Source organism: Streptacidiphilus sp. PAMC 29251 (genome assembly GCF_054208735.2).
The window spans coordinates 2292013-2314608 of the sequence record NZ_CM135725.2 but is presented as its reverse complement, the minus strand read 5'-3'; the positions used below and the strand labels follow the sequence as shown (position 1 = coordinate 2314608).

General features: G+C 73.2%; 21 protein-coding genes and 4 pseudogenes. 13 read left to right on the top strand and 12 right to left on the bottom strand.

What is annotated here, in order from left to right:
* Positions 1-5: 5 nt before the first annotated feature.
* Positions 6-782, top strand: a complete 777-nt coding sequence (locus ACXKR8_RS10815; RefSeq protein ID WP_458272687.1) for a hypothetical protein — start codon at positions 6-8, stop codon at positions 780-782.
* Here ACXKR8_RS10815 and ACXKR8_RS10810 read toward each other — a convergent pair.
* A complete protein-coding gene (locus tag ACXKR8_RS10810) occupies positions 728-1912 on the bottom strand; it encodes a glycosyltransferase (protein ID WP_458274946.1) in 1185 nt (394 codons plus the stop codon). The two genes, ACXKR8_RS10815 and ACXKR8_RS10810, sit on opposite strands and share 55 nt — an antisense overlap.
* Positions 1913-2002: 90 nt before the next feature.
* On the opposite strand from ACXKR8_RS10810, the gene ACXKR8_RS10805 reads away from it, so the two are divergent.
* Positions 2003-2797 (top strand): glutamate racemase, encoded by a 795-nt coding sequence (locus tag ACXKR8_RS10805; RefSeq protein WP_458272686.1) that lies wholly within the window; start codon positions 2003-2005, stop codon positions 2795-2797.
* Positions 2798-2839: 42 nt separating this feature from the next.
* On the opposite strand, the gene ACXKR8_RS10800 is transcribed toward ACXKR8_RS10805, so the two are convergent.
* Positions 2840-3781: a polysaccharide deacetylase family protein gene (locus tag ACXKR8_RS10800; protein WP_458272685.1), complete on the bottom strand. Its 942-nt coding sequence runs from the start codon at positions 3779-3781 to the stop codon at positions 2840-2842.
* 164 nt (positions 3782-3945) lie between these two features.
* On the opposite strand from ACXKR8_RS10800, the gene ACXKR8_RS10795 reads away from it, so the two are divergent.
* Positions 3946-4809 carry a spermidine synthase gene (locus tag ACXKR8_RS10795; protein WP_458272684.1) on the top strand — a complete coding sequence of 288 codons (864 nt, stop codon included), beginning with the start codon at positions 3946-3948 and terminating at the stop codon, positions 4807-4809.
* Between the two features lie 58 nt (positions 4810-4867).
* Here the strand turns inward: ACXKR8_RS10795 and ACXKR8_RS10790 are convergent, their stop codons facing one another.
* A complete protein-coding gene (locus ACXKR8_RS10790) occupies positions 4868-5548 on the bottom strand; it encodes an O-methyltransferase (protein WP_458272683.1) in 681 nt (226 codons plus the stop codon).
* Between the two features lie 142 nt (positions 5549-5690).
* Here ACXKR8_RS10790 and ACXKR8_RS10785 point away from each other — a divergent pair, with 142 nt between their 5' ends.
* On the top strand, positions 5691-6284 hold the full coding sequence (locus ACXKR8_RS10785; RefSeq protein WP_458272682.1) for a nucleosidase: 594 nt from the start codon (positions 5691-5693) through the stop codon (positions 6282-6284).
* 361 nt (positions 6285-6645) lie between these two features.
* Here ACXKR8_RS10785 and ACXKR8_RS10780 read toward each other — a convergent pair whose 3' ends face one another.
* Positions 6646-7071, bottom strand: coding sequence for a nitroreductase family deazaflavin-dependent oxidoreductase (locus tag ACXKR8_RS10780; protein WP_458274945.1), 426 nt, complete (start codon positions 7069-7071; stop codon positions 6646-6648).
* A 261-nt stretch (positions 7072-7332) separates the two neighbouring features.
* On the opposite strand from ACXKR8_RS10780, the gene ACXKR8_RS10775 reads away from it, so the two are divergent.
* Entirely contained in the window at positions 7333-8280 is a 948-nt protein-coding gene (locus ACXKR8_RS10775; protein ID WP_462100448.1) for a TetR/AcrR family transcriptional regulator, read from the top strand.
* Between the two features lie 196 nt (positions 8281-8476).
* Here the strand turns inward: ACXKR8_RS10775 and ACXKR8_RS10770 are convergent.
* Positions 8477-8926 (bottom strand): annotated as a pseudogene (locus ACXKR8_RS10770) (O-antigen ligase family protein); the annotation flags it as partial.
* Between the two features lie 510 nt (positions 8927-9436).
* On the opposite strand from ACXKR8_RS10770, the pseudogene ACXKR8_RS10765 reads away from it, so the two are divergent.
* Positions 9437-9886, top strand: a pseudogene (locus ACXKR8_RS10765) (NUDIX hydrolase); the annotation flags it as partial.
* A 167-nt stretch (positions 9887-10053) separates the two neighbouring features.
* On the opposite strand, the gene ACXKR8_RS10760 reads toward ACXKR8_RS10765, so the two are convergent.
* Entirely contained in the window at positions 10054-10572 is a 519-nt protein-coding gene (locus ACXKR8_RS10760; protein ID WP_458272679.1) for a PTS sugar transporter subunit IIA domain-containing protein, read from the bottom strand.
* Positions 10573-10859: 287 nt separating this feature from the next.
* On the opposite strand from ACXKR8_RS10760, the gene ACXKR8_RS10755 reads away from it, so the two are divergent.
* A complete protein-coding gene (locus ACXKR8_RS10755) occupies positions 10860-12038 on the top strand; it encodes an acyl-CoA dehydrogenase family protein (RefSeq protein WP_458272678.1) in 1179 nt (392 codons plus the stop codon).
* A 100-nt stretch (positions 12039-12138) separates the two neighbouring features.
* Here ACXKR8_RS10755 and ACXKR8_RS10750 read toward each other — a convergent pair whose 3' ends face one another.
* The 3 genes from ACXKR8_RS10750 to ACXKR8_RS10740 all read right to left on the bottom strand — a co-directional run bounded on the left by ACXKR8_RS10750 (position 12139) and on the right by ACXKR8_RS10740 (position 14522).
* Positions 12139-13176, bottom strand: a complete 1038-nt coding sequence (locus tag ACXKR8_RS10750) for a hypothetical protein (RefSeq protein WP_458272677.1) — start codon at positions 13174-13176, stop codon at positions 12139-12141.
* A complete protein-coding gene (locus tag ACXKR8_RS10745; protein WP_458272676.1) occupies positions 13160-13810 on the bottom strand; it encodes an RNA polymerase sigma factor in 651 nt (216 codons plus the stop codon). The genes ACXKR8_RS10750 and ACXKR8_RS10745 overlap by 17 nt, the downstream gene beginning before the upstream one ends.
* A gap of 316 nt (positions 13811-14126) precedes the next feature.
* Entirely contained in the window at positions 14127-14522 is a 396-nt protein-coding gene (locus ACXKR8_RS10740; protein WP_462100447.1) for a YceI family protein, read from the bottom strand.
* Positions 14523-14633: 111 nt separating this feature from the next.
* On the opposite strand from ACXKR8_RS10740, the pseudogene ACXKR8_RS10735 reads away from it, so the two are divergent.
* Positions 14634-15008: pseudogene (locus ACXKR8_RS10735) on the top strand (winged helix-turn-helix transcriptional regulator); the annotation flags it as partial.
* Between the two features lie 204 nt (positions 15009-15212).
* Here the strand turns inward: ACXKR8_RS10735 and ACXKR8_RS10730 are convergent.
* Positions 15213-15707: a hypothetical protein gene (locus tag ACXKR8_RS10730; RefSeq protein WP_458272674.1), complete on the bottom strand. Its 495-nt coding sequence runs from the start codon at positions 15705-15707 to the stop codon at positions 15213-15215.
* Complete coding sequence (locus ACXKR8_RS10725; RefSeq protein ID WP_458272673.1) at positions 15704-16438, bottom strand: GntR family transcriptional regulator; 735 nt, start codon at positions 16436-16438, stop codon at positions 15704-15706. Before ACXKR8_RS10725 ends, ACXKR8_RS10730 begins: the two co-directional genes overlap by 4 nt.
* A gap of 45 nt (positions 16439-16483) precedes the next feature.
* Between ACXKR8_RS10725 and ACXKR8_RS10720 the strand changes: the two genes are divergently transcribed.
* Complete coding sequence (locus tag ACXKR8_RS10720) at positions 16484-17422, top strand: carbon-nitrogen hydrolase family protein (RefSeq protein ID WP_458272672.1); 939 nt, start codon at positions 16484-16486, stop codon at positions 17420-17422.
* Positions 17423-17435: 13 nt separating this feature from the next.
* On the opposite strand, the pseudogene ACXKR8_RS10715 reads toward ACXKR8_RS10720, so the two are convergent.
* Positions 17436-17552, bottom strand: a pseudogene (locus ACXKR8_RS10715) (NADAR domain-containing protein); the annotation flags it as partial.
* A gap of 290 nt (positions 17553-17842) precedes the next feature.
* On the opposite strand from ACXKR8_RS10715, the gene ACXKR8_RS10710 reads away from it, so the two are divergent.
* From ACXKR8_RS10710 to ACXKR8_RS10695, 4 genes are all read left to right on the top strand, one after another.
* Positions 17843-19183: a ricin-type beta-trefoil lectin domain protein gene (locus ACXKR8_RS10710; protein WP_458272671.1), complete on the top strand. Its 1341-nt coding sequence runs from the start codon at positions 17843-17845 to the stop codon at positions 19181-19183.
* Positions 19184-19335: 152 nt separating this feature from the next.
* A complete protein-coding gene (locus ACXKR8_RS10705; RefSeq protein ID WP_458272670.1) occupies positions 19336-20097 on the top strand; it encodes a hypothetical protein in 762 nt (253 codons plus the stop codon).
* 93 nt (positions 20098-20190) lie between these two features.
* A complete protein-coding gene (locus tag ACXKR8_RS10700) occupies positions 20191-21480 on the top strand; it encodes a hypothetical protein (protein ID WP_458272669.1) in 1290 nt (429 codons plus the stop codon).
* Between the two features lie 39 nt (positions 21481-21519).
* The gene (locus tag ACXKR8_RS10695) at positions 21520-22569 is read left to right on the top strand and encodes a serine/threonine-protein kinase (protein ID WP_458272668.1); all 1050 of its coding nucleotides are present in this window, start codon (positions 21520-21522) and stop codon (positions 22567-22569) included.
* Positions 22570-22596: the final 27 nt, after the last annotated feature.

The window sequence follows — 22596 nt, the reverse complement described above, 5'->3', positions numbered from 1 at the left end:
TGGCGGTGGAAGGGCTGTACGAGGCGTTCGCGGGGGTGGCGAAGCCGCTCGGCATGCAGGGCTGTCCCTGCTGCATCACGCCCGAGGAGATCGCGGAGCTGCTGCGCCCCCCGCTGCGCAGCATGGACGCGGAGCAGCTGGACCAGTACCTGCGTTCCGCGATGCACACGGTCGGAACGGCCGAGGACTTCCGCTACTTCGCCCCTCGGGTGTTGGAGCTGGTCGTGTCGGGCGACCTCAAGCACCTCGACATCGAGATTGCCCTCGGCCGGCTCGGGGCTGCCGGATGGACGTCCTGGTCCGAGGCCGAGCGGACAGCCGTGGGTGAGGTCCTCGATGCCTTCTGGGACGCCTCACTGGCCTGCTTCACGACCGCCTACTCCATCGACGAGATCCTGTGCGCCCTGAGTGGTGCGGTGGCCGACCTCACCTCTTTCCTGGACCGCTGGACGGCCGCCCTGGACGGCGGGTCCGCCGCTGCTGCACAGCACCTCGCGGAGTTCGTCGAGGCGAACGCCGCGGTGCTGTTCAAGCGCCGGGGCACCCGGCTGGCGAACGCCTTCTGGCAGCGGGCGGCCGTCCCGCAGGTCGTCGCCTGGCTGCGCTCGGCCGGGCTCCGCGCCGCCGTGGAGGCTGCGTTCCACCGCGCCTGCTCATCCGAGGCCGAGGCGGAGGTCGAGGCCGGGATCGAGGCGGCGGCCGAGGTGGCGCTCGACCTGGCCGACCGCTACCTGGGGATGTTCGCCTCGGACGCCTGGGACGCCGCCGAGGGCGCCGGGTAGGTCCGGCCCTTCCAGGCCGCGCCGCGTCCGCGCCAGTGCTGGACCGCCGAGTCGACCGTCATCAGCAGGTAAAGCGCCGCGGTGAACGGCAGCAGCAGCGCGGCGGCGGGCGGCTGCCGGTAGTAGCGGAGCATCGGGCCGAAGGTGGCCGCCATCAGCACCCAGGCCAGCGCGGCGGTGTAGGCCAGCCCGAAGTTCCCGGCGGCCAGGCCGGTGACCAGCAGGACCGGCGGTACCAGGTAGACCAGGGTCAGCCCCAGCACCGTCCCCACCAGCAGCAGCACCGAGTGCCGCAGCTGCGCGTAGGCGCTGCGCGAGATCATCCGCCACAGCTGGCCGAACTCCGGGTACGGGCGCACGCTGTCCACCCGGTCGGCCAGGCCCAGCCAGATCCGGCCGCCGCTGCGCTGCACCGCCTTCGCCAGATTGACGTCGTCGATCACCGCGCCGCGGATCGCGGCCACCCCGCCGGCCCGTTCCAGCGCCTCCCGGCGGACCAGGGTGCAGCCGCCGGCCGCGGCGGCCGTGCGGGAACCGGCCTTGTTGACCCAGCGGAACGGGTACAGCTGAGCGAAGAAGTAGACGAAGGCCGGCACGATCAGCCGCTCCCAGCGGGTCTCCGTCCGCAGCCGTGCCATCTGCGACACCAGGTCGTAGGACTCGGTGGGCGAGCCCACGGCGGCGGCCACCAGGCTGTCCAGCGAGTAGGGGCCGTGGGCGATGTCCGCGTCGGTGAGCAGCAGGTACTCGGCGTCCCCGGCCAGCTCCACGCCGTGCCGCAGCGCCCAGAGCTTGCCGGTCCAGCCCTCCGGCGGCTCGCCGGGCGTGGTGACCGTGAGCGGCAGCGAGCCGGGGGCCTCGCCCAGCCGCCGGGCCAGCTCGCCGGTGCCGTCGGAGCTGTTGTCGTCGACCAGGATCACCCGCGCCGCGCCCTCGTACTGCTGGGCCAGCAGCGAGGGCAGGCTCAGCGGCAGTACCTCGGCCTCGTCCCGGGCCGGGACGATGATCGCCACGCTGGCCCGCCGGGCCGACTCGGGACGCGGCGGCAGCCGCTGGTCGGTCCGCCAGAAGCCACCCTGAAGGAACGTCAGCCACAGCCAGGCCAGCAAGGACGCCCTCGTCACCCACATCAGTACGGTCACCTGCGCGAGTATGCCGCAGACTCGACCTGAGCCGGTCGCCCGGTGTCCGGGCGGGTCCATCGACTAAGGTCGGGCGTTGTGAAGATCGCACTCATTGACTCCGGGCTGGGCCTGCTCCCCGCCGCCGCCGCGCTGCGTACGCTGCGCCCGGACGCGGACCTGGTGCTGTCCACCGACCCGGACGGACTGCCCTGGGGCCCGCGCACCCCGGCCGACATCGCCGAGCACGCGCTCGGCTGCGCCCGCGCGGCGGCCGTGCACCGTCCGGACGCGCTGATCGTCGCCTGCAACACCGCCTCGGTGCACGCCCTGGAGGCGATCAGGGCCGAGCTGGAGCCCGGCATCCCGGTGATCGGCACGGTGCCCGCGATCAAGCCCGCCGCCGTGACCGGCGGCCCGGTCGCCATCTGGGCCACCCCGGCCACCACCGGCAGCGCCTACCAGCGCGGGCTGATCAGCGAGTTCGCCCCCGGTCTGGACGTCACCGAGATCGCCTGCCCCGGGCTCGCCGACGCGGTCGAACACGCGGACGAGGACGCCATCGCCGCGGCGGTGGCCGACGCGGCCGAGCGCACGCCGGCCCGGATCCGGGCGCTGGTCCTCGGCTGCACCCACTACGAGCTGCTGCACGCCCCGATCAGGGCCGCGCTGGGCTCCCGGCTCGACATGGGCGCCGACGCGCTGACCCTGCACGACTCCGCGCAGGCCGTGGTCGGGCAGGCGCTGCGCCGGGCCGACCCCGCTGCCGTCGCGGCGGTCGGCGTCGGCACCCTGCTGGTCCTCCGCAGCGGACGCACCGAGGAACTGCCCCCGGCCGCGCTGCACTACCCCGAGGGGCGGGCGCTGCTCGCCGGAGCGGGCGTCCAGGTCTGAGGGCTCGGCTGCCTGCGGGCCACCGCTACCTGCGGGCCGCCGCTACCGGCAGGCCACCGCGCCGCGGAGCTTCCGCACGGTGGGGCTCCAGCCGGCCAGCACGGCGTCGAACAGGTTGCGCGAGGTGCGGCCGTTCACCGAGAGCCGGCTGATCCGCAGCGGGTTGGGCCGGGAGACGGCGGTCGGCCGCAGGTCGAACGTGTGTCCGTCGCCGAGGAAGGCACTGCGGTAGCCGAGGCCGCGCAGCAGTGCCTCGGCCCGGATGTCGGCGACCCCGCCCGGATGGGCGAAGGCGCTGGGCTCGATGCCGGTCAGCTTGGTCAGCCGCTCGTGCGCGCCCACCACCTCCTCCCGGACCACGTAGTCGTCGCAGGTGGCCAGCCTGGCGTCGCCGTAGGTGTGGTTGCCGATCTCCACGCCGCCGTCGCGCAGTGCCAGCAGGTCCGCCGTCGTCAGCTGGGGCTGTCCCGGGGCGGGCCGACGGGCCGTCACCCGCAGCTCCTGCAGGCAGCTCCGCCGGTCCGGGTCGGGCAGCGCGGCCATGGCCGCCGCCACCCCGCCGGGCTCCCGTACGGACAGGTTGCGGGCCCGTCCGCCCTGCTCGACCAGGAACTCCGCCTCCTGCCACCAGTACGGCCGCTCGGTGTCGACCAGTCCGGCGACCACGAAGGCCACGGCGGGGATCCCGCGCGCGGCCAGCACGGGCAGCGCCGTGGTCACCGCGCTGCGGTGGCCGTGCTCGAAGCTGACCAGCACGGCGTGCGGGGGCAGTGGCGCACCGCTCGTCAGCGCCTCCTGGACCTGCGGGAGGGAGACCGGGCTCGCGGTGCGGACCAGCCGCTCCACCTGCGCCCGGAACACCGACGGGTCGCCGGCCCCCGGAAAGGTGAGCACGGAGAGCCGCCGGGCGGCGCGGCCTCGCGGCCGCTCCGTTCCGAGGTGCTCGACCGGCCTGGGCATGGTGGCGAGGTTCGGCTGTCGCACGGACTTCCTTTCCGTCGCGCCGAGCGGCCGGTGGGAGGGAGTACCGGCGCGCTGTCACTCAAGACGTAAGGAAGACCCGCTCATGGGGGAGAAGGTTGTACTGCTTTCGGGGAGAAGTTTCGGACGAGTTTCCGACCCCTTACGGTTCCCGGGAGAATGCACCTGTGACCGAGTTGTCGAACGACCCCCGCCCCGTCGAGCGCCGCGTCGACCTCGGCGTCGCCCGCCTGCTCCCGGACCTGGACCGCCCCCGCGGCTGGCTGCTCACCATGGACGGGGCCCCGCAGTCTTATGTCGACCTCGACGACCCGCTGTTCCTGGAGTTCGAGTACGTCCAGCGGCTCGCCCACGCCGCCGACCTGGCCGCTCCCTCCGGGCAGCCGGTGGACGTACTGCACCTCGGCGGCGGCGCGCTCACCCTGCCCCGCTACCTGGCCGCCACCCGGCCGGGCTCGCGCCAGCGCGTCATCGAGCTGGACGCCGCGCTGACCGGGCTGGTCCGCGAGTACCTGCCCTGGGACCCGCCCGCGCACGGCATCGAGGTCCGGGCGGCGGACGCCAGGGCCGCCCTCGCCGACACCCCGGACGCGGACGCCGACCTGATCGTCGCCGACGTCTTCGGCGGCTCGCGGATCCCGGCCCACCTCACCTCGGTCGAGCTGGTCCGGGAGGCCGCCAGGGTGCTCCGCCCGGACGGCCTCTACCTGGCGAACCTCGCCGACGCCGCGCCGCTGGACTTCGCCCGCTCCCAGCTGGCCGGCCTCCGGGCGGTCTTCCCCGAGGTCTGCCTGATCGCCGAGCCCTCGGTGCTGCGCGGACGCCGCTACGGCAACCTGGTGCTGCTGGCCGGGCGACGCGGGTTCCCGGTCGCCGAGCTGGCCCGGCGCACCGCCGGGGACGTCTTCCCGGCCCGGGTCGTCCACGGCGACCGGCTCGACCTGCTGGTGGGCCGGGCCCGTCCGGTCACCGACGCCACCGCCGTGGCCTCCCCGGCGCCGCCGGACGGGGCGTTCAGCATCGGCGGCTGACGGGGCGTCCGGTGAGTCGGCTGCTCCGTTGCTCCTGCTGCTGCCGGTGCTCCCGGTGCTACTCCGTCACCACGGCCACGGCGAAGCCGTCGTAGCCCTTGGAGCCCACGGTCTGGATCGCGGTGCCGGTCAGCCGGGGCTCGGCGGCGATGAACTCCAGCGCCTCGCGGGTGCCCCTGATCGCCGGGTCCTCGCTCTCCGCGTCCACGACCTTGCCGTCGCGGATGACGTTGTCGACGATGATCAGACTCCCGGGCCGGCCCAGCTCCAGCGCCCAGCGGACATAGTTGGGGTTGTTCACCTTGTCGGCGTCGATGAAGGCCAGGTCGAACGGTTCCGCGCCCTCCCGCTGCAGCAGCGGCAGGGTCTCCAGCGCCGGGCCGACCCGTACCTCGACCTTGTCCGCGAGCCCGGCGGCGGCGATGTTGGCCCGGGCCACCTCGGCGTGCCGGGGGTCGAACTCCAGCGTCACCAGCTTGCCGCCCTCCGGCAGCGCCCGGGCCAGGCAGATGGCGGAGTAGCCGCCCAGGGTGCCGATCTCCAGGATCCGGCGGGCTCCGTGGATCCGGGCCAGCAGCTGCAGCAGCCGGCCGTGCGGCGCGGACACGGCGATCTGCGGCAGCCCGGCGGCGTCGCTGGCCTTCAGCGCGGCCTCCAGTGCCGGGTCGGCCAGCCCCAGGGTGTCGCTGAGGTAGCTGTCGACTGCGTTCCACTGCTCGTGCTGCTCATGCGTGCTCATACGGGAGTCTCCTCGACGCGGTACCGGCAAAGTCGTCCACCGGCAACGTACCCTCCGGCGGCGTGCCTACGGCAACTGACCGACGGCAGCGGTCGGGGATGGCCCGACGAGTCTTCGACGTGGTCGTCCTACGATTGTCGGCATGCGCCTCATCGGAGACATCGACCCCGCCCGTCCGCTGCTTGTCGTCGCCGTCGCGGAGGAGGCGGCGCACCTCGGCGAGGAGTTCCCGGTCCTGCTCACCGGCATGGGCAAGGTGAACGCGAGCGCCGCGCTCGCCACCGTGCTGGCCCGGGGACCGCACCCGTCCGAGGTGGTCAACCTGGGCACGGCGGGCGCGCTGCGCCCCGGACTTGAGGGGACCACGCACGAGATCGGCACCGTGCTCCAGCACGACCTGGACACCGACGTGCTGCGGAGCCTCACCGGCGAGACCATCGGTGCGCCGCTGACCCTGGACCTGCCGGGCCGCGCGGCGGACGGACTGGTGCTGGCGACCGGCGACCTGTTCGTGGCGGAGGAGTCAGCCCGGCAGCGGCTCGCCGAGCGGGCGCACCTGGTCGACATGGAGGGGTACGCGCTGGCCAGCGTGGCCCGTGCGGCCGGGGTGCGGGTGCGGCTGGTCAAGTACGTCAGCGACGAGGCGGTGGAGGGGGCGGCCAAGACCTGGCGTGACTCGGTGGACACCTGCGCCAAGATCCTCGCGCAGTGGGTGCGCGAGGATCTCGGGCGATAGGCGGGGTCGGGCCGAGGCCTTGGGCGGCGCTGGGCTTGGGGCCCTGAGCGGCACTGGGCTTGGTGGGGCCCTGAGCGGCCGCGGAGGCGGGGCCTGAGCGGGACGGGCTGAGGCTCTGGGGGGAGTGGGGGAGGGGCAGGCGCGGGGCGCGGGGCGTGCGCCAGGGCATGCGGCGCGGGGGTGGCATGGGGCGGGGTGGCCAGGCGTGGGTGCGCCGGGTGCCACACGGGCCGGCTGACCGCGCGCCACGCGGCCGGTTCGCCACGGCCAGGTGCGGGGCGGCGTGGGTACGGGACGGGCGGGGCTGGGCTGGGCTGGGTAGCCCGGTGGCCGGGTGGCGGGGCGGGGCGTCGGGCGGGGCTCAGGCGCCGGGCGTGATCCGGAAGACCGGGAAGCCGGGGGCGATCTCCAGCAGCCGGCTCTCCGGCGACTTGGCGTCCACGTCCTCGAAGAACATGCCGACCTCCCAGGCCCAGCGCCGCAGGTACTCGCGCAGGATGGCGGGCTTGTCCGCGTCGGGGATCTCGACCGCGTGGAAGCTCTCGGCCCGGCGGCCCAGCCGCAGTTCGCCGCCGCCCGCCGTGCGCATGTTGCGGACCCACTGGGTGTGGCCGCGCGGCGCGACCAGGTAGCGCTCGCCCTCGAAGGGCAGCAGGTTGACCGGGGTGGTGCGCCATTCGCCGCTCTTGCGGCCGCGGACGGCGAGGGTGCGCGACCCCATCACGCTGATGCCGATCCGGCCGAGCCAGATCATGACCCGGCGGCTCGCGCCGTCGACGCTCCGCATGAGACGGCCCTCGGTGGTGACCAGGCGGGGTGCGGCGCTCTGCGGTGCGGGCTGGGCGGCGGTCTCGGACATCGTGAGTCTCCCTGTCATGAAGGATTTCGTGTGCACCGATCTCATTCGAGAGCACTGCTCTCGCTTCCTTCTCCACTATGGCTGGGGCAGTGCACCGTGTCAAGAGCACTGCTCTTGTTGTGGTTCAGTGCTCTCGTTTGTGGCAGACTTCCGGCATGGTTGCGATTCGAGGTGCCCGCGAGCGAGCCCGTGAGGAAACTCACCCACGAGATCAAGGAGGAGGCCCGGCGGCAGCTCGCCGTCGAGGGCCCGCAGAAACTCTCGCTGCGCGCGGTCGCCCGCGAGCTCGGCATGGTGTCCTCTGCCCTCTACCGCTACTTCCCCAGTCGCGACGACCTGCTCACCGCGCTGATCATCGACGCCTACAACGCCCTCGGCGACCAGGTGGAGCAGGCCGTCTCCAGTACCGTCCCGCGCTCGGACACCCGTGCCCGCTGGTTCGCCGCCTGCGTCACCGTCCGGGCCTGGGCCAGGGCGCACCCCCATGAGTACGCCCTGCTCTACGGCACCCCGGTCCCCGGCTACAGCGCCCCCGAGCAGACCGTCGCCCCGGCCGCGCGGGTGCCGCTGGTGCTGGTCGGGCTGCTGCAGGACACCGTCGGCAGGTTCGCCATCCCGGCCCCGGTCCGCCCGCTGCGCGGTCCGCTGGCCGAGCAGCTCGCCGACCTCGCGTCCCGCGCCGTGCCCGGCCTGCCGCCGGCCCTGCTCGCCCGAGGGCTCTCGGCCTGGACCCAGCTCTTCGGCCTGGTCAGCTTTGAACTCTTCGGCCACTTCGTCGGCTCCGCCGACCCCGCCGACGCCTTTTTTCGCCCACACCATCGAGGAGATCGCCGACTTCCTCGGCCTCCCGGAAACCCCCTGACCCCACCTTCGCCAGACCCCCGCCGGCTCAGCCCGTCCCGCCTGTCCAGCCCTGCTCCGTCCGAACCCGCCCGAACCCGTCCGAACCCGCCCCGCCGGGCCCGGCCCCGCCTCAGTCCGCCGCGCTGCCGCCCCGCTCGTACCCCGGCGCCGCGCGCCCCTGCCCCTGCGCCGTCCGCCCTGGTGCCGCCCCCGCCCCCGGCACGCCCCGAGCCTGGCTCTGGGCCAGCGGCCGCGCCGTCGCCATGCCGACCAGCAGGCCCGCCCCCGCCGTGATCCCCGGATAGCTCAGCACCGGGCTCACCGCCGCCTCGGCGGCCAGCGCCGTGAGCGCGCCCGCGGCGGTGAGGACCACCGCCGTCGGCCCGGGCGAGCGCCGCAACGTCCACAGCATCCAGCCGAACGACGCGGCCAGCAGGCACACCCCCGGCACGCCCTCCTCGGCCGCGGCCTGCAGCGCCGCCGAGGAGGCGCCCCCCGGCGTCGCCGACTCCTGTGCGGCGGGGCTCAGTTCGGCGAACCGCCCGGGCCCGACCCCGCGCAGCGGCGCTCCCTCGGCCTCGCTGACGGCGTCGTGCCACAGCGCCCCGCGCTGGTCGGCGAGCGGAGTGGCACTGCTCAGCACACCCTCCGGCCGACTGTCCGGACGGGCCAGTAGCAGCGGCGCCCCGGCGGCGAGCCCCGCGCACAGTGCGAGCAGCAGCAGGACCGGCACCCGCCGCCGGACCACGGTCACTGCCCTGGCCACGACCAGGGTCGCTCCGCAGGCCAGCAGGCCGGCCACCGAGCCGGTCGCCAACGCCTCGGCGCTGATCCCGAAGGCGAGGGCGCCGAGCAGCAGCCGGGTCCGCCCGTGCGCGGCCTGCACCGCGCAGCAGGCCGCGCCGACCGCCAGGGCCAGCAGCGCGGCGTCAGCGTCCATGTCGCCCAGCGGAAGGGCGGCCGGGTCACCGGAGAGGCCGGCGGGGACGAGCAGCGTGACCACACCCACGGCCAGGGCCACCACGGCCGGCGCGCCGACCGGGACGACGGCCCCGGCGACCCGTCCGCCGCGTAGCCGGCGGCGACGGCCAACAGCCCCAGCAGGACGCCCTCGGGATGGGTGTCGCGGCCGTTCGCGGTATACAGGGTCCAGGCGGCGCAGCCGGCCAGCAGCAGGGCTCCGACCACGTCCGCCGCGGAGCCCTCCGCGCCGGACAGGGCAACGGGAATCCGATCGGACGACGACGTGCCGACGGCCCTCATACCACCCCCAGCGCGGTCCCCCCGGCGGTGCGGCGCAGCAGCCGTCCGTGCCCGGGCGAGCCCTACGGTAGACCGTGATCGGCCGAATGGCCCCGCCTCGTACAAAGATTCGCTGTCCATGACACCCCAGCTCACCACGCTTCGCCATGACGTGGTCCGCCGTTCCGTTTCCCGTTAGTGTCGAGCCATGCCCATTCCTGAGTTCGTGCGCGAGTTGCGCGCCGCCATCGGCCAACGCCCGCTGTGGATGTCCGGCGTCACCGCGGTGGTGCTCGACGAGGACGGACGGGTGCTGCTGGGGCGGCGCTCGGACAACGGCCGCTGGGCCCTCATCACCGGCATCATCGACCCGGGCGAGCAGCCGGCCGACGCCGCCGTGCGGGAGTGCCTGGAGGAGACCGGGGTCCAGGTCGTCCCGGAACGGCTGACCGGCGTCTCCGTCTCCGCCCCGATCGTGCACGCCAACGGGGACCAGGCGCAGTACCTGGAACTGACCTTCCTCTGCCGCGCGATCGGCGGCGAGGCACGGGTCAATGACGACGAGTCACTCGAGGTCGGCTGGTTCGACCGGGACGCCCTGCCGGAGGATCTCGGCGAGTCCGCCCTGCACCGGCTGCGGCACGCCCTCAGCGGCGCCTCCGAAGCCCACTTCCACCTCGCCCCGGCCCCCACCGCTCCGGCTCCCATCGCCCCTGACCCCGACCACAGCAACGACCCGCACGACCCGCGAAACTCCACCAGCCCGCACAGCCCGCACAGCCCGCACGACAAGAACAACCCGAACGGCCCCACCCCGCACCGGGATCAGAGCTTGCGCACCAGGTAACCGTCCTCCGCCGCCTCGATCACCGCCGCAAGGTCGCCGCCCGCCGAGGCGGTGGCCACCGCGGCGACCGCGCCCTCCAGGAACGGCGCGTCGGCGAGCCGCACCGGGAAGGGGAGTCCGCGCGCCTCGGCAGTGGCCAGCACCTCCTGAACGGTCGTCACCGCACCGCCCAGGTCGGCGACCACCGCGACCCCCATGCCCTGGTCGGCCTGCTTCGCGGCGGCGACCACCAGCGCGGCACTGGTGCCGACCCCGCCGTCCGCGTCGCCGCCCGCGGTCGCCAACGGGCCGGGATCGCCGGTGCCGAGCAGTTCCACGGCCAGCGCGGCGACGGCGTCCGCGACCCGCGCGCTGTGCGACACCAGGACCACGCCGACCCGGTCGAGACCGGCCAGCGGCAGTACCCGCAGCGACCGGGCGGCGGGCACCACGGCCACGTCCCCCTCGGCCTCCTCCGCCTCCGGCCGCAACGCCATCACCCGCGCCTCGCCACCCATCTCCGCCGCTCCCTGCCCTCCGTGCCTGCCTGCGTCGCCCGCGCTGTCCACCCGCATCACTCAGGTCACCCGTATCACCCGCATGACCCACGCCACCCGCATCACCCGCGCTGCCACCCGGGTCCATGGTGCCCGCGCCGCCGCAGTCACCAACCTAGGCGGCCGGGCCCCGTCGTCCACCGCGCCGCGCGGGAACTGCCTTGTCCGGGCGCGTGCCTTCCCTTCTTCTAGAACGTGTTCTAGCGTGACCACCGGTCACCAGACCGTGCCGACCCGAGGGGACCGCGATGCACCTCGACTACACGCCCGAGCAGCAGCGACTCCGCGCCGAACTGCGCGCGTACTTCGCCGAGCTGATGCCGCCGGAGGCGCACGGGCGGCTCAACGACCCCAAGCGGCAGAAGACCTTCTACCGCGAGGTCAACCGCCGCCTCGGCGCCGACCGCTGGCTGGGCGTCGGCTGGCCGGTCGAGTACGGCGGCCGGGGGATGAGCCCGGTGGACCAGTTCGTGTTCTTCGACGAGGCCGCGCAGGCCGGCGTCCCGCTGCCGATCATGGCGCTGAACACGGTCGGCCCCTCGATCATGAAGTTCGGCACCGAGGAGCAGAAGGCCTACTTCCTGCCCCGGATCCTGGCCGGCGAACTGGACATCGCCATCGGCTACTCCGAGCCCGACGCGGGCACCGACCTGGCCGCGCTGAAGACCAGGGCCGTCCGCGACGGGGACGAGTACGTGGTCAACGGCCAGAAGATCTGGACCACCAACGGCGACACCGCCGACTGGGTCTGGCTCGCGGTGCGCACCGACCCGGACGCCCCGCCGCACAAGGGCATCACCATGCTGCTGGTCGACACCACCGACCCCGGCTACTCCACCACCGTCATCCGCACCCTGGCCGGGCACGACACCACCGCCAGCTACTACCAGGACATCCGCGTCCCGGTCAGTCGCCGGGTCGGCGCCGAGAACGGGGGCTGGCGGCTGATCACCAACCAGCTCAACCACGAGCGGGTCACCCTCGCCGCACACACCACGATGGCCAACCGGGCCCTCGCCGAGGTCCAGCAGTGGGCCCGCGAGACCGACTTGAGCGACGGCAAGCGAGTCATCGACCTGCCCTGGGTCCGCCAGCGGCTGGCCCGTACGCACACTCGGCTGGACGCCGTGAAACTGCTCAACTGGCAGATGGTGGACGCGGTCCAGCGCGACGTGCTGACCCCGCAGGACGCCTCCGCGGTCAAGGTCTACGGCAGCGAGGCCCGGCGCGACGCCTACTCCTGGCTGATGGAGGTGGTCGGCGCGGCCGGCCCGCTCAAGGAGGGTTCGGCCGGCTCGGTGCTCCAGGGCAACCTGGAACGCGGCTACCGCAGTTCGGTGATCTTCACCTTCGGCGGCGGCAACAACGAGATCCAGCGCGAGATCATCTCCTGGATCGGCCTCGGCATGCCCCGCGTCCGCCGGTAGCCGATTGCCATTGCGTCTGCGTCTGCGGCTGCGGGGCGATTCCGCCCGCCGGGCCCCGCCCCGGTCGCCGGCTACGGGGCGGTGCCCAACAGGCGACCGGTCAGCCGCCGGGCCTGGTGTCCGGGGCCGTGGTCCTCCGGAATCCGGGTGGCGCGGTGGCGGTGAGCAGCGCCCTGTTCGCGTCGCTGGCGGTCAGGTAGTCGTAGGAGGTGACGCTGGTGCTGGTGAAGGACTGGTCGGCGTTGCCGACCCTGCTGCTGACGCTGGACTTCAACGGGACGTAACTGCTCGCGTCGACCCACAGCTGCGAGGTCGTCCCGGGGAGGGCCGACCAGGTCAGCTCGATGGCGGTGCGCCCGTCCAGGGTCAGCGGGCCCGAGACCGAGAATCCGCCGGCCGCGAGCCGCTGTCGGACGGCGGCCGCACCCTGGTCGGTCAGTGTGCTGACCGGGGTCCGACGCTGGTCGGACCAGGTGCGGCTGCCGTACTCGACGTCGATCGACTCGCCGAGGGTCTGCACCTTGGCGTCCCGCGCCGGATCCCCGGTCGAGGCAGGCATGGTGAAACGGATCTCGGTGTCCTGGACGGGCCTTCCCTGCCGGCTGAGCAGACTGCGGAAGACGACCTGGTCCCCCGGCTTGGGCAGGGCGGGACAGCTCCACACTTCCAGGGTGCTGGGCTGCTCACCGGTGGCGGTCAGGGTGCTGACGGTGTGGGAGATCTTGTCGGCCGAGGTGTCGAAGGCGGCCAGCACCGCGACACGCAGTGCGGTCTCGGAGGGGGAGAGCGGCGCGGACGGGGCGATCGGCACTCGGGACGGCGCTGCGGCCTGCCCGCCGCCGGCCGGAACGCCGCCCGCGGGGGAGAGGACGACGACAGCGACCACCGCGGCGGCGAGACCGGCCGGGACGCCGATCGTCCACCGGCGGCGCAACCGGGTGGGCCGCGCGGGCGACGCCACGGGGCTCCGCGCACCTGTCGGCGTGGCGAGGATCGCCGCCAGCATGGCCGTCGACTCCGGTGCGGCGGGGTCGGGGGCCGGGTCGAGCACCGGGCGGGCCGAGCGCAGCGCGGCCATGACGGGGTCCGATACCGGATCCGACTCCTCGCCGCGCAAGGGCCTAGCGAGCGGGGTCATTGAGCACCTCCTGGAGAGTGAAGCCTTCACCCGGTATCTGTCGCTTCGCCCCGCTCTGTTGCACGGCGGCTCGTTGCGCGTCGGCGGCTTGTTGCACGGCGGCTTGTTGCACGGCGGCGGCTCGCGGATCGATGCCGATCCGGGACGCGAGCCGGTTCCTGGCCCGGTGCAGTCGGCTGCGCGCGGCGACCGGCGTGCAGCCAAGGACGGTCGCGGCCTGGGCCGGCGTGAGCCCGTCCCAGGCGATCAGGCGCAGCAGTTCCTGGTCGTCGGCGCCGAGGTCGGCGAAGGCGGCACGCAGCGCCCCCTCGTCCAGACCTCCTGGATCCCCGCGGTCGCCGGGATCGCCGGGATGATCACCGCTGACGGCCGGCGGCGCGCCGAAGCGCGCCAGGATGGAGGCCCGGCGGCCTTCCGTGCGGTGCTGGTTCCGCCAGAGGTTGTGCGCGACCGTGTAGAGCCACGGCATCGGCTCGTCCGTCGGGACGTCGGAGAACCGCCGCCAGGCGACCTCCAGTGTCCCGGCCACGAGGTCGTCGGAGTCGGCGGCGGACAGCCCCCGATGATGGGCATAACGGCGCAGCGCCGGATAGGCGCGGGCGAAGAGCTCGCGAAAGCGGGTTTCGTCATCCACGCCCTACTCCTGTCGCGACCGTCCCCACCGTTTGCAGGCCGTCGCAGCATCGCAGCCACGGTTCCGCCGACCGTGGCGCGAACAAGCTGACGGGAAATCAGATCCCCTGCCGGGCCCCCGTGCCCGGCCTGTCGCGGGGTGGCGTCAGCCGCGGTTGATCAGCCGCGGTTGAAGCGGGTGCTGAGGACGACGGTGGTGAGGCCCTTGAGCATGCCACCCCGGTTCCAGCTCATGCCGAAGTCGTCGCGGTTGACGACGGCCTCGCCGGTGAGGGTGACGTCCGTGCTGCCGACGGCGGTCGCGCGGGCGGTGAAGCTCAGCGGGCGGTCGTGCCGAGGACGGTGAGGTCGCCGGTGACCACGGCGTTGCCACTGGCGTCGGGGGCGACGCTGGTGGCGGTGAAGGTGAAGGTCGGGTGCTTGGCGACGTCGAAGAAGTCGGCGGAGCGCAGGTGGGTGTCGAGCCTGGCCTTCTTGGTGTCGATCGAGGCGGCGTCGACGACCAGGGTGCCGTGGCCGGTGCCCTCGGGTCCGATCTCGCCCTCACCGCTGAGCCGGGTGAAGGAGCCCTGGACCGTGACCAGGCCCCACATCGACTTGTGCTTGATGCCGATGGAGGACGCGGCCGGGTCCAGGGTCCAGTGGCCGACGCTGAGGTCTGCGAGCGCGGCGGTGGAGGTCGAGGACGTGGGGTCGGTCGTGTTGCTGGGCATGGCGATGCCGCCTTTCCGGGGATCCTTGGAAGCAAGGAGAATTATTAGTACGTAGCTAACGGTATCCTATCTACTTACTTTTCTACAGCTCGATGTGCGTAGGCTGGCCGTATGACGACACAGCGCGAACCACAGGGGTACGAGCAGGCCGAGGCGATCTGCACCGGGGCCGGCAGCGCGGTGGAACGTGTCTTCAAGCTGTTGGGCAAGCGCTGGATCGGGATGATCGTCGCCGCGCTGATGGGCGGCCCGGTCCGCTTCGCCGAGTTCCGCCGCGCGGTCCCCGGCATCAGCGAACGGGTGCTCTCGGATCGGCTCGCCGAACTCGGAACCGCGGGACTGGTGCTCCGGGACGTCGACCCCGGACCCCCGCTGCGGGTCAGCTACCGGCTGACCGAGGTCGGGGCCGCGCTGCGCCCCGCGCTGGTCGAACTCGGCCGCTGGGCCGAGGAGTGCCTGCCCGGGGAGCAGGCGGGCGCCTGCCCGTCGGCCGCCGGACTGTCAACTGACGAGCTGTCAACTGACGGACTGCCAGTTGATGAACTGTCAGCCAATGGCTTCCTCGCTGACGGTGGACTCCATGCGGCCGAGCCCGGCCATCTCGATGCGCACGGTGTCGCCGGCGGCGAGCCACTTCGGTGACGCCATGCCCATGGCTGGGTGGTGGTGGAGCTGAGCCGTCTGAGGAACTCAGGACGGCCCGAGGAACCTCCGCAGGGCCAGGCCGGCCAGGCCCAACGGGACCATGGCCGCTGAGATGAGCAGCAGCAGCACATCGCCGGCGTTCCTGACCACGGTGGTCCAGTAGCCGAGGTCCGACGGAAGGGCCACGGTGCCGGTGTCCCGGGGGTCGTAGACCACCAGCACGGTATGGCCGGTGGCGACCCGGTGGGTGCTGAAGGCCAGCGGGGATTCGACCGGGCTCCCGCCCGGCGGGGTGAACCGCACCGTACAGGCAACCGGCAGCTCGGCGCCGTTCTCGTCGTGCAGGGCCTGCGCGCATTCCGTGACTGTGGCCCGGGTCTGCACCCCGCGACTCTTCAGCGCGAGGGTCACCCTGGTGTGGCCCGGCACGGTGAACACCATGAGCGCCGCGAAGGTGCAGAGCCCCACCACGATCATGGCGATCGAGGTCAACGTGAGCCGGCCGAGCAGCTTGCGCGGATGTTCGGGACCGTCGCTCATGAGCCTCCGGCCGCCCCGGCCCGGACGCCCTCCGGCACGCCTGCCAACACCCCTGCCAGCACGCCCGTCAGCACCTCGAAGGCCTGGTCCCGGTGTTCGGCGAACAGCCGCAGCGCGCGTTCGGAGTCGCGGGCGCGGAGCGCGGCGGCGAGTTCGCGGTGCTCCGCCGAGATGTGCGCGGCGTAGTCGTCGCCGCTCAGGCCCATCCGCGTCAGCAGGAAGAGGTGGACCTGGGAGCGGATCGCCTGCCAGGCCGTCTCCAGCCGGCGGTGGTGGGCGGCGGCGTAGACGGCGTCGTGGAAGGCGAGGTCGAGGCGGACCACCGCGTGCTTGTCCTCCGCGTGCGCCATCCGGTCGGCGGTTCGCTCCACGGCCGCCAGGTCCGCTTCGGTGGCGTGGCTCAGCAGCCGTTCGACCGCCAGCTGCTCCAGGGCGCCGCGCAGGCTGTACAGCTCGGCCGCGTCCTCGGCGGTCAGGGTGGTCACGGTGGTGCCGCGGTGCCACTCGCTCTGGACCAGGCCCTCGCGCTCCAGCCGCAGCAGCGCCTCCCGCACCGGGCCGCGGCTGACCTGGAGCACCGTGGCGAGTTCGACCTCGCGCAGCGGGGCGCCGGGTGCGTAGATCCCGGAGAAGATCGCCTCCCGGATCCGGTCGGCTACCTCGTTCGCCATCCCGCGTCTGCGGGCCGGTGCCATGCCGCCCTGCTCGGCCATTCCGCCCTCTCTTGTCATCTTGTCTGCATGTTAACATCCCGACATCCATCAAGGAGGACTGCTATGCGCGTTGCCGCCGCCCAGGCCAGGCCGCACTGGCTCGACCCGTCCGCGACCACCAAGAAGGTCGTCGCCTGGCTGGAGACCGCGGCGGCCGAGGGCGTCGAGCTGGTCGCCTTCCCGGAGACCTTCCTGTCCGGCTACCCGTCCTGGCTGGAGCACACCGGCGGCGCCCGCTTCGACGACGCCCTGCAGAAGCGCGCCTACGCCGCGTACCTGAACGCCGCGGTCGAGCTGGACGGCCCGGAGCTGGCCCTGGTCACCGAGGCCGCACGCGACCTGGGCGTCTTCGTCTACCTGGGCACCACCGAGCGGGGCACCGGCAACGCCCGGGGGACGGTGTTCTGCACCCTGGTCGCGATCGACCCCGCCGCGGGCGTCGTCAGCGCCCACCGCAAGCTGGTGCCGACCCACGAGGAACGGCTGGTCTGGGGCATCGGCGACGGGAACGGGCTGCGGGTGCACCAGGTCGGGGCCACCAGGGTGGGCGGCCTCAACTGCTGGGAGAACTGGATGCCCCAGGCCCGGCACGCCCTGTATGCGCAGGGCGAGGAACTGCACGTCAGCGTCTGGCCCGGCAACCCGCACAACACCGCCGACATCACCCGCTTCCTGGCCCGCGAAGGACGGGTGTTCTCGCTGGCGGCCAACGGCCTGCTCGGGCTGGCCGACGTCCCGGCCGACTTCCCGCTGCGCGCCGAGCTGGAGGAGGCCGGTATCGCCGACTACTGCCGGGGCGGGTCCGCCATCGCGGCGCCAGACGGCAGCTGGATCGTCGAGCCGGTCGTCGACGAGGAGCGGCTGGTGGTCGCCGACCTCGATCTCGCCCTGGTCGCCGCGGAACGGCAGAACTTCGACCCGACCGGCCACTACAGCCGGCCCGACGTCTTCGAGGTACGGGTCGACCGCCGACGCCGTGAGGCCTCCTACTTCCGCGACTGACCCGGTGACTGTCCCGGCCCCAGTAGTGGTCGGTCGTGGTGTCCTCGACGATGTCCTCGTCGCCGGTGGACAACAGGATGTCGCGGATGTCGGTGTGCGCGGCGAACTTGGCCGCGACCGCACGCCGCATCACGTCGTCCTAGACCCGCTCCCGGTCCCGCCGCAGCGGTGTGGACCGGTCGCGGCCCAACTCGGCTGCCTGCAACCGGGTTTGCCCCGGCCGCGACCGGCCCCGCCCCACCTGCGACCGGTTCCGCCCGGCTTGGGAAATTGGCCCAGACCATTGACGCGGCCATGCGGAATGAGTTCAATCAAGTCCTGAACAAAGTGGCGCTGGGAGCGCTTCCGCGGGGTCCCTGCCTGCCCGCGTCCGCTCCGCGTCCAGTCCTGGCGTACCCCCACCCCCACCGGGAGCGACGGATGAGATCCGGAACCGAAACCACGCGCGGGTCCACTGCCCCGCGTTCGTTCGCTCGCCGCTGTCGGCGCGTCGTCGCGCTGACAGCGGCCGCACTGCTGGCGGCCTTTACCGCGTTTCCGACCTCGGCCGGCGCGGTCACCGTGCCCGCGCCGCCCTCGGGTTGGACCACCGCGTTCAGTGACAGCTTCGCCGGCGCGGCCGGCACCGCGCCGTCCTCGTCCAACTGGATCTACGACACCGGTCCCGGGTCGAACTTCGGCACCGGTGAGATCGAGACGATGACCAACTCGACCAGCAACGTCCACCTGGACGGCAGCGGTCATCTGGACATCACCGCCCTTCGTAACGGCAGTAGTTGGACCTCGGGCCGGATCCAGACCCCGACCGCCGACGTGGGCGCGCCGGCCGGCGGCAAGCTGCAGGTCACCGCGTCGATCGAGCAGCCGAACCCCAGCAGCGGGCTCGGCTACTGGCCCGCGTTCTGGATGCTGGGCCCGGGCCAGTGGCCCGAGAACGGCGAGATCGACATCATGGAGGACGTCAACGCGCGTTCCCAGGTGGCCGGCACCATCCACTGCGGCACCTCGCCCGGCGGCGTGTGCAACGAGGGCAACGGCATCGGCAGCGGGCTGAAGGCCTGCACCGGCTGCCAGACCGGCTACCACACCTACTCGATGATCCTGGACCGCACCAACACCTCGGCCGAGAGCATCACCTGGTACCTGGACGGCGCCCAGTACTTCAGCGTGAGTGAGAGCCAGGTCGGCACCGGTACCTGGCAGCAGGCGTTCGACCACAATCTGTCCATCATCTTCGACCTGGCGATGGGCGGGGGCTTCCCCAACGGCGTCTGCGGCTGCACCTCGCCCACCTCCGCCACCACCTCCGGCGCGACCATGAGCGTGGGCTATGTGGCGGCGTACACCACCACCGGCAGCGGCGGCGGGGGCACCGGCCACACCGGTGCGATCACCGGCTACGGCGGCAAGTGCGTGGACGTCAACGCGGCCAGCAACGCCAACGGCACCGCCGTCCAGCTCTACGACTGCAACGGCACCGCCGCGCAGAGCTGGACCGTCGGCGCCGACGGGTCGATCCAGGCCCTCGGCAAGTGCATGGACGTCACCGCCGCGGGCACCGCCAACGGCACCAAGGTCCAGCTCTACGACTGCAACGGCAGCAACGCCCAGAAATGGACCGTGGGCAGCAACAACACCCTGGTCAACACCGGCTCCGGCCGCTGCCTGGACGCCACAGGACCCAGCTCCGCCAACGGCACCCGGCTGCAGATCTGGGACTGCTCCGGCGGCGCCAACCAGCAGTGGCACCTCCCCGCCTGATTGACCGTCCTATCAGGTTCGGACCGGTCCCCGGCGCATCCCGCGCCGGGGACCGGCCGTGTCTGTCGGTCCCGGTCGGTAGGGTCGGTGCTCGGAGTGCCGGACACTCTCAGTCGACCGGCCGACCGGGTGCGGTGACAGAAGGGCTGTCCATGTCCACGAAGGAGTCTCCCGCGGCCGGGGGAGAGCCGGCCATGCGGGAGGACGTGATGACGGCCGGACCGGGCCTGCGGGTCCACCCCGACCCGGCTTCCGTCTTCGTCGCCGACCAGCTCGATCTGGCCCGGCATCTGCATCCGCTGGTCTCGATCGAGCTGGCCCAGGTCGACCCGGCCTGGCAGGGCTGGATCCACCTGGTCAGCCCGTTGGAACCGGCCGAGGGCTATCTCGGCGACCACACCGAGGCCTTCCACTCCGCCCTGCAGACCAGCAACTGGCTCGGATTCGCCATGGACGGCGACCGTTACCGCCTGCTCGGCGACCGGCGCTACTTCGTGCGGGAGACTGCTCCGGAGGAGCTGCCCGATCCCGAACCCGGCTTCCGGGCCCGCCTCGACGAGCACTGCGAGTGCCAGGAACGCAGTTTCCGGGCCCACCGGGACGCCTTCCGTCAGGACGGCCGGCTGCGCAGGTTCGAGGAGGACGGCTCCCCGCTGTACGGGACGGACGAGGAGGTGGCGCTGCTGGACCAACTCGGCGGCCACGCCGACCCGGCCGGCAACTGGGCCGAGTCGGGCCTGTTCCGCCGCGAGTACGACGGCGACCGGATCTGGCCGGTCAGCCCGGCTGGCAACCGGTTCCATTTTGTGGCGTCGGTCCCCGGCTGGCACTACCGGGACAGCGGCGCCGACCAGATCCTGCTGTTCTTCGAGCCGGTCGAACGGCTGGCCCTGCTGACCTTCGACTGGAGCTGAGCGACCCGGGCCGAGGGCCGTAGAAGTCGCGGGTTAGCATGCCCGCGCGCGGTGATCATGCCTCTCCACCGCCCTGGAACGGACGGCACGGACATGACCGCGGATCGACCCCGCCCGCTGCGGGTGCGCCTGCGCGCCCTGGTGGACCAGCACGACTTCGACGCGGCGCACGCCCTGCTCGACAGCGCGCTGGCCGCCCCGCGGACGGTCGCCCCGCAGACGACCGCCCCGCAGACGGTCGAGGCACAGAAAGCCGACCCCGGGACCGGCGCCGACGAGGACAGGTTCATGCTGCTCATCGCCCGGGCCGGGCTGCTGGCGCGGCAGCGCGAACGGCCCCGGGCCCGGGCCGCGCTGGCGGCGGCGCTGGCCGAAGCAGCACCGGTGGACGCGCGGGCCGAGGCGGCAGCCGCCGGGGTGCTGCTGCTGCTCGGCGACGCCCGCCAGGCCGAGCTGGCCGCCCGCTGCGCCGTGGACCTGGACCCCGCCGACTGGCGCGGCCACGCGGCCCTCGCCGAGGTGGTGGCCGCACGCAACCTGGCCAGCGAGGCTGTGACCCACGCCCGCCGCGCCGTCGCCTGCGCCCCCGGCGAGCCGCGCACCCACCTCGCGCTGGCCTTCGCCCTGCGTTCGATGACACCGTCCAAGAAGCGGTACGCCGAGGAGGCCACCGCCGAGCTCGACCGGGCCCTTGAGCTGGGCGCGGACCCGATCGAGCTGAAGCGGCCCCGGCGCGACGGGCGGATCTGGCCCGGCTGCCTGGCCGTCGTCGTCGTCCTGCTGGCCGTCAAGGTCCTCGGAACCGGCGACGCCGCGGGCACCCCCGGCCGGATCGTGGTGTTCGCGCTGCTGGGCCTCGCCCTGGTGGTGCTGCAGGCGCTGGCTATCCGCCGCCGGGGCAAGGGCGTCCGCGAGTACGCCGCCGCCAGTCGGGAGCTGACCCGGCGGCGGTTCGCCACCGCCGAGCAACTGCACGGGGGCGCGCCGCTGGGCGCCGCGGCGGTCGCGCTGCTCAGCATGCCCGCGATGTTCCTCACCGCTGCCAGGGCGGACGGGCAGACCCCCGCGTCCTGGTGGGCCTGGCTGCAGTTGGCGGCCGTCCCGGTGGTGGTGGCGGTCGGGACGCTGGGCATCGACTACTGGATCGGTCGCGGAACCACCCGGCGGACCCTCGCCGCCGACGGCTGGAGCACGGCTTCGCTGGCTGCCACCGCCGTCCTGGCCGGGCTCCCGGCGGTGCTGGTGCTCCGCCACGCCGGTTCCGACCTGCTCTGGAACCTGCTGGCCCCGGCCGGGTTCGGCTGGATCGTGGTCGGCGGATTCCTCGGCGTCATCGCCTCCGGCCGCCGCAGAAAGCGCCTGACGCGCCCCGCCGGGGCCTGACGCCCCGCGACGGTGCCGACGGGCACTACTGTGGTCGCCGTGGGCAGCGGAGCGGACGGGGGCGGCGGGCAGGTGGACGAGGGAACCCTGATCCAGGGCCGTTACCGGCTGCTGGGCCTGCTGGGCCGGGGTGGCATGGGGGAGGTCTGGCGGGCCGAGGACGAGGCGCTGGGCCGCCCGGTCGCGGTGAAGTGCCTGCGCGCCGAGACCCCGCACCGCAATCCGCGCCAGGCCGAGCTGATGCAGGAGCGCTTCCGCCGCGAGGCCCGCCTGGCCGCCGGGCTGCAGCACCCGGGCATCACCGTGGTGCACGACTTCGGCCAGGCCGAGGGCGCCCCGTACCTGGTGATGGAGCTGCTGGACGGCAGCGACCTGGGCGCGGTGCTGGACGCGGCGCCGGACCGCAGGCTGCCGCTGGCCGAGGCCCTGTCCACGGCCCGCCAGATCGCCTCCGCGCTGGCGTACACGCACGCCCGCGACGTGATCCACCGCGACCTCAAGCCGGGCAACCTGATCCGCACCGGCGACGGCACCGTCAAGATCTGCGACTTCGGCATCGCCCGGCTCGGCGGCGACACCGGCCTGACCTCCCGGCTCGGCGGCGGCGCGTTCCCGGTCGGCACGCCGTACTACATGTCCCCGGAGCAGATCGACGGCACCGACGTCGACCACCGCAGCGACCTCTACTCCTTCGGCTGTGTGCTCTACGAACTGCTGGTCGGCGCGCCGCCGTTCTCGGTCGGCGACCCGCTGGTGATCCTGCTGGACCACCGGGACACCCCGCCCCGCCCGCCCCGCGAGCTGCGCCGGGAGATCCCCCGGCTGCTGGAGGACATCGTCCTCGACCTGCTGGCCAAGGACCCGGAGGACCGTCCGGCCGACGCCCGCGAGGTGCTGCGCCGGTTGGACGAGCTCAACCCGGCCGGGCGGACCGGGACGATGGCGCAGCTCAGCCTGCCGCTGCCGGACTGGGCGCTGGAGATGGGGCCGATCCCCGTCTCGCTGGTGCGGGTGGTCAGGGAGAGCCCCGCGGTGGCCGAGCTGACCCGCAGCTGGGTGACCGAGAAGTCGGCTCCGCAACATATCTGATTGACCGTCAGAAAATCTCTTCCGGTC

Bases quoted from the DNA above. Each gene is read 5' to 3' on its own strand.
- ACXKR8_RS10810 (WP_458274946.1), bottom strand. From the start codon at position 1,912: ATGTGGGTGACGAGGGCGTCCTTGCTGGCCTGGCTGTGGCTGACGTTC.
- ACXKR8_RS10790 (WP_458272683.1), bottom strand. From the start codon at position 5,548: ATGAGCACGCATGAGCAGCACGAGCAGTGGAACGCAGTCGACAGCTAC.
- ACXKR8_RS10785 (WP_458272682.1), top strand. From the start codon at position 5,691: ATGCGCCTCATCGGAGACATCGACCCCGCCCGTCCGCTGCTTGTCGTC.
- ACXKR8_RS10780 (WP_458274945.1), bottom strand. From the start codon at position 7,071: ATGCGGAGCGTCGACGGCGCGAGCCGCCGGGTCATGATCTGGCTCGGC.
- ACXKR8_RS10760 (WP_458272679.1), bottom strand. From the start codon at position 10,572: ATGGGTGGCGAGGCGCGGGTGATGGCGTTGCGGCCGGAGGCGGAGGAG.
- ACXKR8_RS10755 (WP_458272678.1), top strand. From the start codon at position 10,860: ATGCACCTCGACTACACGCCCGAGCAGCAGCGACTCCGCGCCGAACTG.
- ACXKR8_RS10750 (WP_458272677.1), bottom strand. From the start codon at position 13,176: ATGACCCCGCTCGCTAGGCCCTTGCGCGGCGAGGAGTCGGATCCGGTA.
- ACXKR8_RS10740 (WP_462100447.1), bottom strand. From the start codon at position 14,522: ATGCCCAGCAACACGACCGACCCCACGTCCTCGACCTCCACCGCCGCG.
- ACXKR8_RS10730 (WP_458272674.1), bottom strand. From the start codon at position 15,707: ATGAGCGACGGTCCCGAACATCCGCGCAAGCTGCTCGGCCGGCTCACG.
- ACXKR8_RS10725 (WP_458272673.1), bottom strand. From the start codon at position 16,438: ATGACAAGAGAGGGCGGAATGGCCGAGCAGGGCGGCATGGCACCGGCC.
- ACXKR8_RS10720 (WP_458272672.1), top strand. From the start codon at position 16,484: ATGCGCGTTGCCGCCGCCCAGGCCAGGCCGCACTGGCTCGACCCGTCC.
- ACXKR8_RS10710 (WP_458272671.1), top strand. From the start codon at position 17,843: ATGAGATCCGGAACCGAAACCACGCGCGGGTCCACTGCCCCGCGTTCG.
- ACXKR8_RS10705 (WP_458272670.1), top strand. From the start codon at position 19,336: ATGTCCACGAAGGAGTCTCCCGCGGCCGGGGGAGAGCCGGCCATGCGG.
- ACXKR8_RS10700 (WP_458272669.1), top strand. From the start codon at position 20,191: ATGACCGCGGATCGACCCCGCCCGCTGCGGGTGCGCCTGCGCGCCCTG.